Here is a 14,236-nt window from a genome sequence, read left to right on the forward strand (position 1 = left end):
TATAATTTTTTTAACTATCAACTATTTCATTCCTTTGTTGAAGTTTAATTTACATTTAACAATTACGCAGAATATATGAAGATTGCATTTCTTGGCCCATATGCAAGTTTTACCCAACTTGCCACCACACAACTTTTTCCTGAGGAAGACCTATTACCACAGGCAAATATCCTGGATTGTTTTGAAGCAGTAGAAAAAGGAGAAGTTGCTAAAGCTGTTGTCCCCTTGGAAAACTCCATTGAAGGTACCGTTTCCATGACATTAGATTATCTGTATAAAACCCCTGCAATAAAAATCGAAGCTGAAGCTGTGATGCCCATTGCACATCACTTAATGATTCATCCCAATAATTCTATTGAGGAAATTGAGAAGATTTATTCTCATCCGCAGGCATTGGCTCAGAGTTTTCATTTTTTAGATGACCACTACAAGAATGTTCAAAGACAGGATTTTTCTTCTACGGCCGCCGCAGCAAAATATGTATCTGAGAACCCTGATCAAAAGATCGCAGCTGTCGCCAATCAATTTGCTGCCAACCTTTATGGTTTAAAAATCATTAACCGGAATATTCAGGACTTTGAGCAGAACCATACACGCTTTATCGTGATCTCTAAAGAAGGAAATCCTTACAAAAACGAAAAATTAGAAGTTCTGGGTGAAAAATCCGGGATGCTCATTACATTACCTGAAGATCATGCCGGAGGATTACACCAGGTACTATCAGTATTCGCCTGGAGAAAGATGAATCTTAGCAAAATAGAATCCCGGACCTTAAAAACGGGACTTGGAAACTACTTTTTCTATATCAATGTGGTAGGTGAATGGCATCCGATCCTGCATGGAAATGCAATACAGGAGCTGGAATCCATTCATGCAGATGTTGATTTCCTTGGAAACTACAAAGAATTTTTGTTGGAAAGTTAGATCTTATCAAAAACACAAGGAATTATATACTAATTTATAAATATCAATAATATTTCAAAAAGCTGTCAGACGTTCTGACAGCTTTATTTTTACCTTAAATAAAAATTATTCAATAAAAAGGGATTTATTTAAATTATTTTATTTATCTTTATTCTCAAAAAATTTAAGTATATTTACTTATAGTATAAATACGTAACGTTATATTGAATATAAATTGTAAATTGTTAAAATATTTAAACATAATTTACAATAACTTTATATAAAATATAACCTACAGGCATAATTTTTGCTGTATTTTTACGAAACTAAAACTAGAACCATAACAATTTAAACTTTTATAACATGAAAACTAAAATTTCCATTCTGATCTTATTTTTGATCTCATTTCAAGCCTTTTCACAGGTAGGAATAAACACCACAACACCAGCAGCTACTCTTGACGTAAACGGAGATGTGAAAGTACGCCAGGTTCCAACAACGACAACATTAACCGGATTTGATGTTATGATGTATAATATTGCTACCGGTGAGTTACAACAAGCAGATCCTGCATTAGTAGCGAGTGCCGGAAGTGGTGGTGCAACAAACCCTACCCTGTTTGCTGCTAAAAAAACAGCAGGAATCAGTTTATTAAGTTTAGGATTATTTCCTTCCGGATTTAGAGGAGTTAACTTCCTGACAGCAGAAAGAACAATCGGTAGTGCAGCATTATTCTCTGATACCGACAATACGTACGTTGTTCCATCTGACGGAGTATATGCTATTGGATTTACTTTCCGTTACGGAACAGGATTACAAGCTTCTATCCTTGCCAACAGTCCGGGAGTAGGAATCGTTAGAACAAGAGCTGGTGTAGCTACTACAATAGACAGCCGTGCGTTTAGTGGAGCAAACCTAATTCTGTTAAGCTTAACAATTTCAGAATCCAGCTTGAACTCAATCTATAGCCTACAGGCAGGAGATAAGATTTCATTCGGTCTTGTAGGGTCTTCTGCGCTTGACGTAGGTTTACTTGGATCAAGTGTTGCTTCATTCTATATTTACAAAGTATCTAACTAGGACTTTTATTTAATTTAATCACTATACACCGTTAATCCATCATATCCCAATATGATGGATTAATTGTTTTTACGAGTAGCTTAACAAACATTTATTTATATTTGATCAAACAAATGAAAATTATGACGGCAAATTTCCTGGTTATTCTACTTATTGTATTGATTGTTATTGTTTATAGTAATTTAAATAGCAGAATACAAAAGCTTGAAAAGAAAATTTCAGACTTACAGGAAAATACTCCTAAAGACATTCCGGTTGCAGGGCTAAAAAAAGAATCTACAAGTCCATCTCAGCTATCTCCTGAAGCTTCACCTATCAATACTCATCATGAAAAAGAATCTGCACCAGAGATCTACCCCAACATTCAGGAACAGGTACCATCAGATCAACAGACAGACTGGCTTTCCCCTATTATGGGTTTTCTTAAACAAAACATTCTGGCAGTTATTGGTATTTTCACTTTGGTTTTAGGTATCGGTTACTTTGTAAAGTATGCCATTGATAAAAACTGGATTGGAGAAGCAGCAAGGGCGACAATAGGATTCTTCATCGGTTCAGCTATTATAATTACAGGTCATTTTCTAAGAAAAAATTATGCAACATTTTCATCTATAATATTGGGAGGTGGTATTGCAATCTTATATTTTACCACTACCATAGCGTTTCGTGAATATCATCTGTTCGCACAGAATACCGCTTTTATTATTACATGCTGTATAACATTATTATCTATCATTCTTTCTTATCGCTATAATAGCGAGGTCCTAGTTATTTTTTCATTATTTGGCGGATTTCTAGCCCCTTTAATGATCAGTTCCGGCCAGAGTAATTACTTATTTTTATTCACCTATATATCTGTTTTAAATATCGGAATGTTTATCATTACCTTTTTGAAACAATGGAAAAGTGTTGGAGGAATTGCATTTTTCTTTACGCATCTCTATTTGTTATATTGGATTGTAGAAAAACCTGAAATATTAAGTATTTATTTTTATCTGATCAATTATGTTATATTTTATGCTTTCGCATTGCTAAACTATAGTAAGAAAAACATACTTTTTGCTTTTGATACAATATTATTAGTCCTGGTCAACTTCTTTAGTACTCTAAGTTTAATTTACCTTTTTAACAAATTGGGATATGAACCGGTCATCATATTTCCTCTAATCTTTGCAGCAATTAACGGCTGTCTCGTTTTCAGGGAATATAATAAGAAAAGTTTTAACAGCACTTATTCCATATTTACAGGTATTACTGTAAGCCTTCTAACCATTGCTGTCGCATTGCATTTCAAAACGCATTTGATCACAAGCATCTGGGCAATTGAAGCAACTTTACTTCTTTTTATCTGGAAAAAAACAAATCTTAGTATTTTTAAAGTTTTCTTTTATATTCTTTTTCCTTTGGTCCTGTTAGCTCAAATCATTACATGGGCACAATATTTCGACGCAAAAGATCTTAACGTAATAATCAACCCTATCTTTTTAACAAGTTTGGTGACAATCATTACCATCCTTTTTAATCTTGCCCTACTCAAAAGATTACAGGGAAATAACACTTCCGGAAATAGCTTCTTTGAAAATGCATTTAAAATCCTTAATTACTCTATCATTTATTTCGCGATATTATTTGAATTGATTTATCAGATTTCTGAACAGCCTTTTGCTATTATTTTAGTATCGGGGCTTTTACTGAGTCTGTTCTACATCTTCATCCTTTTACTACTCGGCAGAAAACTGGAAATAAACAGACAAATCGAAAACGGATTGATTTATTTTTTCTTTTGCCTTACTATCATTCATGTTACTTTCTGTGCTTCCGAGCTTATACATGATATCGTATTAAAGAAAACTTCACCTTCTTTCTATGGAATTTATTTACTATACCTCATTCCTTTTATATATGTATATTATTATAAGGTAATAAACACACCGGATTTTTTGAAAATAAAAATTTCGTATTGGCTCGGTGCCTTTACATTGGTTACTGGTGTAAGCTGTGAATTGTATCATTTATATTTATTGGGAAATTCAGTAAACCTTACAAACCTGCCTGCACTGCAAAAACATTTTAGCATTCTGTATCTTCCAATCATTTGGGCTATCCTTTCAATTATCTTTATTTATACCGGGCTTAAAAGAGAGAATAATGAATTAAGCAGAATCGGATTCACCCTTATAGGGATCGTTATTGTGAAACTGTATGCCTATGATGTATGGCAAATGGATAATATCTCCCGAATTATAGCTTTTATATTACTTGGAGTGATTTTATTGCTGAGCTCATTTATGTTCCAGAGATTGAAAAATATCATTAAAAATCTTGTGGATAAAAAGGAGGAAACTGATAAAAATGAAAATTCAGAATTTTAATAAAACCCATTATTTATACATAATTTTTAATTTATCTTGAAATCACATTCAAATTCTACAAAAAAAACTTATATTTAACCTGTTTTTAATCGTTACTTATTCTTTAGATTATGAAAAAAATACTTTATTCTTTTTTATTAGTATCTTCTGTATGTTTGTTTGGACAGAAGAATCCTTCAGCTAAATTTGCTGTTGCTAATGATATTGTTGGAACAGTTGATATGTTCAAGGACAAATCAGATTTCATACAAAGCATGCATGTTTATAAAACGCCTGCTACTTTGCCACAGAATCTAAAAAAATTCAGTTATCTGGCAGACAATGGGATTACAGAGTTCAAAATCAAAAAAGGATATGAAAACCTTGACAGGTTAACATTAGCTCAGCTTAATGTACAAAACAACCTACCCAAAGAAACACCTGTAATCATCGAAGGTTATGAATTTTCTAATCCTGAAACCAGTATTTATGCTGATATTTTAGCTAAAACTGAAGTAAAGGATTACAATGGCAAAAAGTCCCTTTTTATTACAACAACCCAGAAATAATCATTAATTTTTGATCATAAAAAGGATGCTCATTGAGCATCCTTTTCTAATATTTATTATTCCATTTTTTTCTGAGTTCTTCATAGATCTTTTTCTCAGTGGCATTATCTCCCGGCTCATAAAGCCTGGTGTCTTTAATTTCTTCAGGAAGGAAATCCTGGTCTACAAAGTTTCCTTCATAAGAATGTGCATATTTGTAGTCTTTGCCATAATTGAGATCCTTCATTAGTTTTGTCGGAGCATTTCTGAGATGAAGGGGTACAGGAAGATTACCTGTTTGTTTTACTAATGCCAATGCATTATTAATAGCCATATAAGTAGAATTACTTTTAGGAGATACCGCCAGATACACTGCAGTTTCACTTAAAATAATCCGGGCTTCGGGATTACCGATTACGTTGACAGCCTGAAAACAATTATTAGCAATAACCAAAGCATTCGGATTTGCCAATCCAATATCCTCAGCCGCAAGAATAAGCATCCTTCTCGCAATAAATTTAATATCTTCTCCCCCGGCGATCATTCTTGCCAGCCAATATACCGCACCATTGGGGTCACCTCCCCGCATGGATTTAATAAATGCAGAAATAATATCGTAGTGCTGTTCTCCGTTTTTATCATATAAAGCTATTGTTTCCTGAAGAACGGCAAGAACATCTTCATTGGAAACCTCAGTTGTCTCTGTATTTTTATATTGATTGAGAACCAACTCAACAGAATTGATAAGTTTTCTGGCATCACCACCCGAATATTGTATAAATGCACCTTTTTCTCCAATTTTTAAATGGGTATTCTCGTCTTTATTATACCTATCGAGAGCAATGTCCACAAGTTCTTCCAGTTTTTCATAGCTTAAAGCTTTCAGGATATACACCTGACTCCTTGAAAGCAAGGCTGAAACTACCTCGAAACTTGGATTTTCCGTGGTTGCACCTATCAGAACGATCCATCCTTTTTCTACTGCGTGAAGCAATGAATCTTGCTGCGACTTATTAAAGCGGTGAATTTCATCAATAAATAGGATTGGCGATTTTCCTGAAAATAGATTCTGTTTTTTTGCTTCATCAATGACATCACGAACATCTTTTACACCCGAAGAAACCGCAGAAAGTTTATAGAACTTTCTTCCGGATTTTTCAGAAATAATTTCTGCCAATGTTGTCTTCCCCGTTCCTGGAGGCCCCCATAAAATAAGAGAATTGAGCGTATCGTTCTCAATCATCTTCCGTATTGTTCCCTTCTCACCCGTAAGATGCTCCTGCCCCAGAACATCATCCAGGGTTTTGGGTCTTAATTTTTCAGCTAATGGAATATTTTGATTCAAGATATTTTAGGATTTTTGAGTGAATATTTCAGATTTATGTGTCTGAAACTTATAACAAATTTAAACTAATTTTCATTTTTTTACCCTATTTTTGCATTGTTTTGAAATTAACAGTCAACAAGATCATTACTTTTCCTTTGGTAATTTTAGTTAAATTTTACCAATGGTTTATCTCGCCCTTACTCCCTAAAAACTGTCGTTATGAACCTACATGCTCCCATTATATGATAGAATCACTGCAGGTGCATGGTATTTTTAAAGGATTGTGGCTGGGTATCAGGAGAATTTCAAAATGTCATCCATGGGGAGGTAGCGGATATGACCCCGTTCCTCCAAAGAAATAAAAATTCAGTAATAAACTATCAAAAAAATAGAAATGAGTAATATTTTTTTCAGAATGTACCTCGTAGTATTTGCCTTCGTTACCCAGTGTATTTTTGCACAGGCATACCCTGGCGGTCTATCGGACGGAAGCTTACAAGTAAATGCTACGGAAATCCCCGTTAAAATCTATTCAACAACTGAAATCAGAGATCTGGACTCTTTTGTGGAAAGACCTATCAATAGTAATGTTCTGGTAATTCTGAATAAGTCTAATTTTGAGCCTGCTTACTTCAATTTCAGCGCTGCAACATTAAGTAAGTACAAAGAAGCAAAATACCAGTTTTTTGATAAACACTTTAAGCTGATAGAAACTCCGGCTACTCAGGAAAATATTGAAACTTTCAAATATGCTGTAAAAGCAGACAAACCCATTACAGCTGCAGACCATGTTGAACTGGAAACTCCTTTTAAAATATGGGATCCTTCCAATGGGATCAAACTGGGACCTGTTACACTTCATTTTTATAGCCTGATGTTCATTTTTGCCTTTGGATTTGGTTATCTCCTGATGGCAAGAATCTTCAAAACTGATAATGTCAATTTAAAATATCTGGAACCATTATTTACATGGACCTTGATCGGAACTATTTTAGGTGCAAGGCTAGGCCATGTTATCTTTTATCAGCCTGAATTATTCAAGGAAGATTTCTGGAGTGTCTTTTTGCCAATAAGCACAAAAAACGGCCTGAAATTCACAGGTTTTTCAGGATTGGCAAGCCATGGAGCTACTATTGCTTTAATTCTTACAACTCTTTATTACTCGTTTAAGATCATCAGAAAAAACCCTTTCTGGGTATACGATAGATTAGGAATAGTGGTTTCTTTGGGAGGTGCATTTGTAAGAATGGGGAACTTTTTCAATTCTGAAATTGTAGGAAAACCTGTAGACCCGAATTCCCCGTTTGCTTTACTTTTCCCACAGCAAAGCAGTGAATATGGTCTTACCGTACCTCGTTATCCTACCCAGCTTTTTGAAGCCTTCGGATATATTTGCCTGTTTATCCTGCTGTGGATCTTATACAAAAAGACAGATAAGAAATATCAGCAAGGCTGGTTATTTGGATTATTTTTCATTATTCTTTGGGCTATCAGATTCTTTGTAGAATTTTTAAAAGAGCCTCAGGGAGATGAATTTATCCAGATCGGAGGCTTGAATACCGGACAGGTACTTTCTATTCCTTTCATGCTTGCAGGAGTAGTGATCATGATTATGTCTAAAAAATTCAAAATTACTCAGGAACAAAACGCAAAACCTGAATAATTATATTCCTTAAAATAAATATATAAGCCACAATTGAATTGTGGCTTTTATATTTTTACGACCTCCTTTAGAAGTACTTTATAGCTTAACTGCCGTTTTTTTATTGATTTTCTCAAATACTGTTCCCAGTTCATTAATGAGATCAGTAGGAAGCATAGATTCTTTAGAATATCTTTCTGCCGCATAATCTGCTGCTTTTCCATGAAGCCACACCCCGAAAACAGCGGCATCTTCTTCGGAATATCCTTGTGCCAGTAATGAGGTAAGAATTCCTGTAAGAACATCTCCGCTTCCTCCCTTGGCCAGTCCCGAATTTCCTGTTGTATTATAATACACTTTTCCATCAGGAGTAATAATTTGTGTATGATGATCCTTCAGGACAATATATATCTGCTGCTCATCCGCTTTCTGACGAGCCAGTTCCAGTCTTTCAAAAGAGTCTGCAGATTTACCAAATAGCCTTTCAAACTCCTTGGGATGAGGAGTAATGATTGAATTCTTCGGGATCAGTTTCAGATTTTTTTCATTTTCCGAAATTATATTCAAAGCATCAGCATCCAGGATCAGTGGTTTCGCATATTCTTTTAAAAATTGCAGAAGGACTTTTTGCGTTTCCTTATCTGCTCCTATACCCGGCCCTATACCAAATACAGAATTATCTTCAATCTCTATCTTACTTGTAACCTTATCACCACTTTTTATAAACATGGCTTCCGGACAAGATATTTGTAAAATATTATATCCGCATTCGGGAGCAACCGTAAACGTCAAACCGGCTCCGGTTTTTAAAGCAGCTTTTGTGGATAGCACAGCAGCTCCCATTTTACCAAAGCTTCCTGCAACAATATGTACTTTACCATACAATCCTTTATGAGAAAAGTCCGGTCTCGGTCTAAAAATTCTTTTGATCCATTCTTCATCAACTGAAAAATCAGCTGTTTCAGTATTTGAAATATACTCTCTGCTAAGATTTATATCCAAAATCTCTACCTTACCTGTAAATATACCACTTTCAGGATGTAAAAAGCTCTTCTTCCAGAATTGAAAACTCAGAGTATAATCAGCCTTGAAAATAGTAGAGCCTGCAACAGAAGTGGTATCTGCAAAAAGTCCGGAAGGAATATCAATAGAAATTTTAACAACCTTCAGAGTGTTTAAATAATCAACTATTTCTTTGTATGCTCCTTCAAGTTCTCTTGATAATCCGGTTCCGAAAAGGGCATCAATAATAACAGTATCATCATCCAGCGGGTCCTTATCCAGCTCACTGAATCTTTTAACCGGAATTTCCGAAACCCCTTGTACTCTTTCAAAATTGACCTCTGCATCATCGGAAAGTTTCGATTTGGGATCCTCTACAAATACCTCTACATCAAAACCTTCGGTATGGAGCAGCCGTGCAATAGCAAATCCATCTCCTCCGTTATTTCCAACGCCACAGAAAACAAAAAACTTCTTATGATTTTTACAATGTTCAGATATCCAGTTTACACATGATTGTGCTGCGCGCTCCATTAGTTTAATTGAAGAAATTTGATCGTTCGATATCGTAAACTGATCACACGCCCTTATTTGCTCCTTCGTAAATATTTTCATTTCATATTAGTATCCGACTAATTTATAATATTTTTTATTAACGCAAAGGTGATTACTCCACATTCACATTATTTAAAAAGAATACAAATAAATATCCCATAAACGCGAAAAAAATAACAATTTTAGCTATATTTGTGTCATACACAACATAAAAAAAATTAAATTATGGGATTTTTAAAGGAATTTAAAGAATTTGCAGTCAAAGGCAATGTCATTGATCTTGCAGTAGGGGTTATCATTGGTGCAGCTTTTGGTAAAATTGTTTCATCATTTGTAGAAGATGTTATTACTCCTCTTTTACTTAATCCGGCTCTAAAAGCTGCAGGGGCAGAAAATATCAAAACCCTGGTATGGAACGGCGTTACCTATGGTAATTTCCTGGCGGCAGTTATTAACTTCCTTTGTATAGCAATGGTTCTTTTTATAATGATTAAAGGAATTAACAAAGTATCAAAGGCTAAAGAGGTTGCTCCGGCTGGTCCTACAGATGATCAGAAATTATTGATGGAAATCAGAGATTTACTAAAAAACAAGAACAACATATAACATAAAAACACCTCATTTGAGGTGTTTTTTATTTCAATACGAACTTCATTCGATTAGTGAATCTGTAGTATACTTGAAATCTGCTCCGCTAAAGAAAGACCAATTCTATCCTGTGCTTCCAATGTTGAAGCTCCTGTATGAGGGGTGAGGGAAATTTTAGAATGAGTGAGAATGTCTTTTGAAGGAGTAGGCTCATTAATGAAAACATCCAGTCCTGCAAACTTCACTTTTCCGGAATCCAGGGCTTCAATTAAAGCGACCTCATCAATAACACCTCCGCGTGAGCAGTTCACTATTGCAACTCCGTCCTTCATAATTTCAAACTCATTTTTTCCGATCATATATCCGTCTTTCTGTGCCGGTACGTGAAGGGTAATAAAATCCGAATGCTTCAGAACATCCTGTAACGGTTCCGTTTCAATATCCACATTGATAAACTGATTGTTATAGAACCTGACTTTTATACTTGCCCTGCCTACATTATTATCAGCCGCAACTACTCTCATTCCAAGACCTAAAGCAATCCTTGCAACCTCTTGTCCTATTCTTCCCATTCCAACGATACCGATGGTTTTCCCTCGCAATTCTATTCCTTTAGCATATGCTTTTTTAAGTCCTGCAAATTCAGTATCTCCTACTACAGGCATCTTTCTGTTCGAATCCTGTAAAAATCGTGCTCCTGAAAATAAGTGGGCAAATACCAATTCCGCAACCGACTCCGAAGAGGCAGATGGTGTATTGATTACATGAATTCCTTTTTCCCTTGCATAATCTACATCAATATTATCCATACCAACACCTCCTCTTCCGATAATCTCAATGGATGGACAGTTATCAATAATATCCTTTCTTACCTGTGTCGCACTACGTACCAGTAAAGTACGGATCTTGTGCTCATTAATGTAATCTACTAAAAATTCCTGTGGTACTTTTGTTGTGATTACTTCAAACCCTTTTTCAGTTAATGCATCAATTCCAGATTGATCCAGACCGTCATTTGCTAAAACTTTCATAAATACAATGTCTATTTAAATTTAAAAAGATTTAAAAATTAAAATTCGGCGTGCTGCTTTATCATTAATCTTTAAATCTTTGAATTATTTTTAATCTTCTTTGAAAACTTCGATTGTCACTTGCTTTTCGACCAGATCAGTAAATTTCCCTTTGTATCTTGTCGCTCTCACCAGGTGGTTATCAATCCAGTGATAGTTCCCTCCTCTTGGTTTTCCACACAAAACACTATGGTATTTGAATCCGTGTTTATCCAGCCAGTCAATTGTAATTTGTTTTAAATTTTCAGTGCGGGAAGTAAAAAAGCATATCTGATGTCCTTCATCATACCATTTATTTATGGTTTCTAAAGCATCGGGATAAGGCTCACAGGTAACCATTCTCTCCGGTTCTTCGTTCGGAACATCATCTGTAATTGTTCCGTCAATATCTATTAAGTAATTTTTTACTCCGTCCTTTAGTACTGGACTCACGTGTTCGATATAATCTAGCTCCATCATAAAAATTTGAATTACAAAGTTACGATTTTTACAATGAAAAGAGGTGTTAAACTTTGTTTATGTTAAAAATTTACTACTATAACGTAAATTAGATTAATAAATTCAATATTAAATCAACCAATTTTACATTTATGATTTAAAATTTTCAGTTTCACTTGAGTTTAATCACCAGAAGTTCACTAAAAATAATATCAGATTTCAACAAATAACCACAAGATTTACATTATTGATAATCTGAAATATCATGATTAAACCGAAAATTTTAAAATTTTTCTCCAAGGCTAATACGCAACCGGTTCAAGGCATTCATAAGGGAAATACTTGATGTAAGTTCTACAATCTCCCTTTCAGAGAATTCAGTTTGAAGTTCTACAAGTAAATTACTGATATCTCCATTGATGAAGGTTACAGCGTCTGCCCACTGTAAAACTAAGAGCTGTTTTTTACTGAATGATGCCGAGTGCTTATATCCGGGGATCTTATCAATTATAGATTGATCGATACCCATATCTCTGAGTTCTCCGGCATGGAAACTGCAACAATAGGCACAGCCGTTTAACTGGGATATCCTCAGCTCGGCCAGAGCAATAAGCTTATTATCAATTCCTGAATTTCTGATACTTGAATGAGCCTGGTATAAATATCCAACAGTTTGCCTGGCTATACTTTTATAATCCATCTTTTTTTTCACAAAGCTACAGCAGGCATACATTCTTAAAAGAGTACAAAAAACAGAAAATTGAGTATAAATAAAAGATTAATTTTGTACTAATCATTGATGCTGCGATGGACCATATACATGAGCTTATTGAAATCGAAATAACTGAGTTATCTGAATGGAAGGACCGTTTCCGTAAAAACAGTTTTTTTGAACTCGTCTTCATTCTTTCGGGGAAAGGAGTACAAAGTATAGAATACAAAACCCGGAATTATCAACCTCAGGATTTCTTTTTGCTTCCCTATTCAAAGTGTCATGCCTATGACATCATCCAGCCTACTCAGTTTTTATTCGTCCGGTTTACAGAGCATTATTTTAAAAATCTTAAAAGTACGGATATCAATTATTCACAATGGTACAGCAAACTCAATTATATCATAGGATTCTATGATTTCAGCAAAGGACTTGTTTTTCATGATAATAAAGACAAGGAACAGGTTAGAAGATTATTGGATATTATAGTTCATGAAAGGGATCAGAACGCGGCGTATTCTGAAACTTTAATCGCCAATTCCCTGTCTTCAATACTTACAATTATCAGTTCAAGACTGGCCGATACGAAAGAGAAAGGCGATACTAAATTTTCTGAAATCATCCGGCATATCAATCAAAACATCATTAATGAGGATCAATTGTCTATCGATTATTTATCCAAAAAATTTAATCTTTCCGGAAAGTATTTCAGCGAATATTTTAAAAGAAATGCCGGCGAAACATTAAAGGAATATACTCAGAAAACCAAACTGCAGATAGCGATCAACAGGATTACATATACAACAGCTCCATTACAGGAAATTGCATGGAGCCTGGGTTTTACCGACGGAAGCCACCTTAATAAGGCCTTAAAAAAGCATTTCGGTATATCTTCATCCATATTGAGAAAAGAAAAACGAACTGCAGATCATTAAAAAGTTCCGAAAATTTCAGGGATTCCATCCGCGATCTGGCATTGATATGATGTTTCCCCAAAAATTTCCAAAATACATTTATTAGACTTACATTTGTAGGAATGGAAGAATTGGTAGTCTTAGTAAATCCGCAGGACAATGTTATAGGTTTGATGGAAAAACAGCAGGCACACGTTAATGGCTTGCTACACCGGGCTTTTTCCGTATTTCTATTTAATGATAAGGGAGAAATGCTCTTGCAAAAAAGAGCTTCGGAAAAATACCATTCTCCAAACCAATGGACTAATGCAGTATGCTCGCATCCCAGAAATGGTGAAAGCTATCTGGCAGGTGCAAAGCGTAGGGTGAAAGAAGAACTGGGAATAGAAGTAGAACTTGCGGAAAAATTCAGTTTTATTTATAAAGCTGATGTTGGCGGTGGACTTTGGGAGCATGAGCTTGACCATGTATTCGTTGGAAATTACGATGCTGATTTCAGTTTAAATAAAAAAGAGGTTGAAGAGGTAAGATACATCTCCATTGCTGATCTGGATAAAGAGATCTCTGAGAACCCAGAAAATTTTACAGAATGGTTTAAAATCATTCTGGAAGAATACAAACACCATTTTTAGATGAGAAAAAATTTGATCGCAGGATTAATATTGATGTTAGGCTGTTTTACCTTTGCACAGAAAACGGCAGTTTATGAAAGTACCAATTACACGATTAACGTTCCTGAAGGGTGGAAATCGACAAATGACGATGATATTGTAAATATATTTCCTTCGAATGAAATTGGTGCCATTACAATTTCAGAGTACCATGACCTGAATATTCCTAAAGAGGAAACAAAAAAATTCATCCTTGCCCTTTACAAATCCAATGATGAAGAAAGCAAGGTAAAATCCGGTAAAGGAAAGAAAGGATACACAGAATATACGTATGAATATTTTGATGATCACGATAAGCTTTTCTGGATTACCAAAGTTTTTCAAAAAGAGAAAAACCTGTTCATTATTTCCATCAATTGTGGCCAGAAATACTGGAATGGCAATTATATGAATCTTTTCAATGATACTTTTAACAGCTTTAAAATAAAGTAATAA

The 14,236-nt window shown here is 34.8% G+C and carries 15 protein-coding genes; 10 read left to right on the forward strand and 5 right to left on the reverse strand.

Annotated elements, in window-relative coordinates; all coding sequences use genetic code 11:
- Positions 1 to 75 precede the first annotated feature (75 nt).
- The 4 genes from pheA to AAEU33_RS18420 all read left to right on the forward strand — a co-directional run bounded on the left by pheA (position 76) and on the right by AAEU33_RS18420 (position 4,903).
- The gene (gene pheA / locus AAEU33_RS18405) at positions 76 to 924 is read left to right on the forward strand and encodes a prephenate dehydratase (RefSeq protein ID WP_345989539.1); all 849 of its coding nucleotides are present in this window, start codon (positions 76 to 78) and stop codon (positions 922 to 924) included.
- 342 nt (positions 925 to 1,266) lie between these two features.
- Positions 1,267 to 1,983: a hypothetical protein gene (locus AAEU33_RS18410; RefSeq protein ID WP_172277721.1), complete on the forward strand. Its 717-nt coding sequence runs from the start codon at positions 1,267 to 1,269 to the stop codon at positions 1,981 to 1,983.
- Between the two features lie 122 nt (positions 1,984 to 2,105).
- On the forward strand, positions 2,106 to 4,355 hold the full coding sequence (locus AAEU33_RS18415) for a DUF2339 domain-containing protein (RefSeq protein ID WP_345989542.1): 2,250 nt from the start codon (positions 2,106 to 2,108) through the stop codon (positions 4,353 to 4,355).
- Between the two features lie 110 nt (positions 4,356 to 4,465).
- A complete protein-coding gene (locus AAEU33_RS18420) occupies positions 4,466 to 4,903 on the forward strand; it encodes a hypothetical protein (protein WP_172277719.1) in 438 nt (145 codons plus the stop codon).
- A 46-nt stretch (positions 4,904 to 4,949) separates the two neighbouring features.
- On the opposite strand, the gene AAEU33_RS18425 is transcribed toward AAEU33_RS18420, so the two are convergent.
- Positions 4,950 to 6,227, reverse strand: coding sequence for a replication-associated recombination protein A (locus AAEU33_RS18425; RefSeq protein ID WP_345989544.1), 1,278 nt, complete (start codon positions 6,225 to 6,227; stop codon positions 4,950 to 4,952).
- 101 nt (positions 6,228 to 6,328) lie between these two features.
- Here AAEU33_RS18425 and yidD point away from each other — a divergent pair, with 101 nt between their 5' ends.
- Together yidD and lgt are read left to right on the forward strand one after the other, a co-directional pair.
- The gene (gene yidD / locus AAEU33_RS18430; protein ID WP_345989546.1) at positions 6,329 to 6,571 is read left to right on the forward strand and encodes a membrane protein insertion efficiency factor YidD; all 243 of its coding nucleotides are present in this window, start codon (positions 6,329 to 6,331) and stop codon (positions 6,569 to 6,571) included.
- Between the two features lie 452 nt (positions 6,572 to 7,023).
- Positions 7,024 to 7,872 (forward strand): prolipoprotein diacylglyceryl transferase, encoded by an 849-nt coding sequence (gene lgt, locus AAEU33_RS18435; protein ID WP_273651042.1) that lies wholly within the window; start codon positions 7,024 to 7,026, stop codon positions 7,870 to 7,872.
- 78 nt (positions 7,873 to 7,950) lie between these two features.
- Here the strand turns inward: lgt and AAEU33_RS18440 are convergent, their stop codons facing one another.
- Positions 7,951 to 9,468 (reverse strand): NAD(P)H-hydrate dehydratase, encoded by a 1,518-nt coding sequence (locus tag AAEU33_RS18440; RefSeq protein ID WP_345989548.1) that lies wholly within the window; start codon positions 9,466 to 9,468, stop codon positions 7,951 to 7,953.
- Between the two features lie 165 nt (positions 9,469 to 9,633).
- Between AAEU33_RS18440 and mscL the strand changes: the two genes are divergently transcribed.
- On the forward strand, positions 9,634 to 10,014 hold the full coding sequence (mscL, locus tag AAEU33_RS18445; RefSeq protein WP_172277712.1) for a large conductance mechanosensitive channel protein MscL: 381 nt from the start codon (positions 9,634 to 9,636) through the stop codon (positions 10,012 to 10,014).
- A 53-nt stretch (positions 10,015 to 10,067) separates the two neighbouring features.
- Here the strand turns inward: mscL and AAEU33_RS18450 are convergent, their stop codons facing one another.
- The 3 genes from AAEU33_RS18450 to AAEU33_RS18460 form a co-directional block, all read right to left on the reverse strand.
- Positions 10,068 to 11,027, reverse strand: a complete 960-nt coding sequence (locus AAEU33_RS18450) for a D-2-hydroxyacid dehydrogenase (RefSeq protein WP_345989551.1) — start codon at positions 11,025 to 11,027, stop codon at positions 10,068 to 10,070.
- 90 nt (positions 11,028 to 11,117) lie between these two features.
- On the reverse strand, positions 11,118 to 11,522 hold the full coding sequence (locus tag AAEU33_RS18455) for a phosphoheptose isomerase (RefSeq protein WP_172278324.1): 405 nt from the start codon (positions 11,520 to 11,522) through the stop codon (positions 11,118 to 11,120).
- Between the two features lie 265 nt (positions 11,523 to 11,787).
- Entirely contained in the window at positions 11,788 to 12,204 is a 417-nt protein-coding gene (locus tag AAEU33_RS18460; RefSeq protein ID WP_172277708.1) for a carboxymuconolactone decarboxylase family protein, read from the reverse strand.
- A 107-nt stretch (positions 12,205 to 12,311) separates the two neighbouring features.
- Here AAEU33_RS18460 and AAEU33_RS18465 point away from each other — a divergent pair, with 107 nt between their 5' ends.
- From AAEU33_RS18465 to AAEU33_RS18475, 3 genes are all read left to right on the forward strand, one after another.
- Positions 12,312 to 13,151: a helix-turn-helix transcriptional regulator gene (locus tag AAEU33_RS18465; protein ID WP_345989553.1), complete on the forward strand. Its 840-nt coding sequence runs from the start codon at positions 12,312 to 12,314 to the stop codon at positions 13,149 to 13,151.
- A 101-nt stretch (positions 13,152 to 13,252) separates the two neighbouring features.
- Positions 13,253 to 13,762, forward strand: coding sequence for an isopentenyl-diphosphate Delta-isomerase (gene idi, locus AAEU33_RS18470; RefSeq protein WP_172277704.1), 510 nt, complete (start codon positions 13,253 to 13,255; stop codon positions 13,760 to 13,762).
- Positions 13,763 to 14,233 (forward strand): hypothetical protein, encoded by a 471-nt coding sequence (locus AAEU33_RS18475; RefSeq protein ID WP_172277702.1) that lies wholly within the window; start codon positions 13,763 to 13,765, stop codon positions 14,231 to 14,233.
- Positions 14,234 to 14,236: the final 3 nt, after the last annotated feature.

The sequence above is a fragment of the Chryseobacterium sp. Chry.R1 genome (assembly GCF_039645525.1).
Lineage (GTDB): Bacteria > Bacteroidota > Bacteroidia > Flavobacteriales > Weeksellaceae > Chryseobacterium > Chryseobacterium proteolyticum.

What these genes read in the sequence shown, in the direction of transcription:
- AAEU33_RS18465 (WP_345989553.1), top strand. Translation starts at nt 12,312, where the DNA reads ATGGACCATATACATGAGCTTATTGAAATCGAAATAACTGAGTTATCT.
- AAEU33_RS18460 (WP_172277708.1), bottom strand. Translation starts at nt 12,204, where the DNA reads ATGGATTATAAAAGTATAGCCAGGCAAACTGTTGGATATTTATACCAG.
- AAEU33_RS18475 (WP_172277702.1), top strand. Translation starts at nt 13,763, where the DNA reads ATGAGAAAAAATTTGATCGCAGGATTAATATTGATGTTAGGCTGTTTT.
- AAEU33_RS18450 (WP_345989551.1), bottom strand. Translation starts at nt 11,027, where the DNA reads ATGAAAGTTTTAGCAAATGACGGTCTGGATCAATCTGGAATTGATGCA.
- AAEU33_RS18420 (WP_172277719.1), top strand. Translation starts at nt 4,466, where the DNA reads ATGAAAAAAATACTTTATTCTTTTTTATTAGTATCTTCTGTATGTTTG.
- AAEU33_RS18455 (WP_172278324.1), bottom strand. Translation starts at nt 11,522, where the DNA reads ATGGAGCTAGATTATATCGAACACGTGAGTCCAGTACTAAAGGACGGA.
- pheA (WP_345989539.1), top strand. Translation starts at nt 76, where the DNA reads ATGAAGATTGCATTTCTTGGCCCATATGCAAGTTTTACCCAACTTGCC.
- AAEU33_RS18440 (WP_345989548.1), bottom strand. Translation starts at nt 9,468, where the DNA reads ATGAAAATATTTACGAAGGAGCAAATAAGGGCGTGTGATCAGTTTACG.
- AAEU33_RS18415 (WP_345989542.1), top strand. Translation starts at nt 2,106, where the DNA reads ATGACGGCAAATTTCCTGGTTATTCTACTTATTGTATTGATTGTTATT.
- idi (WP_172277704.1), top strand. Translation starts at nt 13,253, where the DNA reads ATGGAAGAATTGGTAGTCTTAGTAAATCCGCAGGACAATGTTATAGGT.
- AAEU33_RS18410 (WP_172277721.1), top strand. Translation starts at nt 1,267, where the DNA reads ATGAAAACTAAAATTTCCATTCTGATCTTATTTTTGATCTCATTTCAA.
- mscL (WP_172277712.1), top strand. Translation starts at nt 9,634, where the DNA reads ATGGGATTTTTAAAGGAATTTAAAGAATTTGCAGTCAAAGGCAATGTC.